The sequence below is a fragment of the Actinospineispora eucalypti genome (assembly GCF_039543365.1).
Taxonomy (GTDB): Bacteria; Actinomycetota; Actinomycetes; order Mycobacteriales; family Pseudonocardiaceae; genus Pseudonocardia; species Pseudonocardia eucalypti.
The window spans coordinates 1-1221 of record NZ_BAABJP010000038.1 but is presented as its reverse complement, the minus strand read 5'-3'; the positions used below and the strand labels follow the sequence as shown (position 1 = coordinate 1221).

At 68.6% G+C, this 1221-nt stretch carries 1 pseudogene; it reads left to right on the top strand.

Annotated elements, in window-relative coordinates:
• Positions 1–133: 133 nt before the first annotated feature.
• A pseudogene (locus tag ABEB12_RS29820) lies at positions 134–910 on the top strand (IS21/IS408/IS1162 family transposase); the annotation flags it as partial.
• Between the last annotated feature and the right edge of the window lie 311 nt (positions 911–1221).

Here is a 1221-nt window from a genome sequence, read left to right as displayed (position 1 = left end):
ATTCATCGTTCGGAGATTGCGCCGTCGGCTTCTGCGCAGCTCCCAGCCGTGGCGTCGAGCCATCTGTCGACGGCGCGCTGAGAATGACCCCGTAGCGACGGGTTGGGACTGACCCCTTGCCTGAGGCTGGGGGATGATCAGGTTGGAAGAGTGGGCCGAGGTTCGCCGTCTGCATCGTGCTGAGGGTGTGCCGATCAAGGAGATCGCCCGCCGGTTGGGGCTGGCTCGTAACACGGTGCGGGCGGCGCTGCGGGCGGACGCGCCGCCGTCGCGGGAGCGGGGGCCGCGCGGGTCGCTGATGGATGCGGTCGAGCCGCGGATCCGGTCTCTGCTGGCCGAGCATCCGCGGATGCCGGCGACGGTGATCGCCGAGCGGATTGGCTGGACCCGGTCGTTGACGATCCTGAAGGACCGGGTCCGTGAGCTGCGGCCGTTGTTCGTGCCACCGGATCCCGCCGACCGCATCGAGTACCAGCCGGGCGAGGTGGCCCAGTGCGATCTGTGGTTCCCACCAGCGCCGATCCCGGTCGCCGGTGGCGGGGCGCGGGTGTTGCCGGTGCTGGCGATGACTTGCGGGTACTCGCGGGTGACCGACGCGGTGATGATCCCCTCCCGCAAGGCCGGGGACATCCTGGCCGGGATGTGGGAGATCATCGGTGGCTGGGGCCGCTGCCCGCGCAACTTGTTGTGGGACCGTGAGTCCGCGATCGGCGGGCGCGGCCGTCCGACGGTGGAGGCCACGGCGTTCGCCGGGACACTCGGGGTGCGGATCAAGCTCGCTCCGGCGCGGGACCCGGAGACCAAGGGCCTGATCGAGCGCCGCAACGGTTACTTCGAGACCTCGTTCCTGCCCGGGCGCGGCTTCGTGTCCCCGTTCGACTTCAACGCCCAGATCGAGGCCTGGCTGACCAGCGTGATCTAAGCAGCAGCTCATCGACAACTCGATACTTAACGGAATTTCAAACAAGGTGTTGCGCGTTCGGGTGATAGCTCGGCCGGGTTGGCCGCCAAGGCGCGGCCCGAGACGGCGGGTCCCGGTGTGGATATCGTGTCCAGGCGGAGCTGGGCGTGCACCGCGGTGGCGACCTGGTCGTGTGGGTTTCGGGTGAGGTTGACCGCGTTGAGGGCGCCCGATGAGCGCTAGCCACTCTCGCCCGTCGACCCGCTCGTGTGGGGTGCGTTGACGGTGGTGTTCGTCGACTCGATGACCTCCGATTTGGG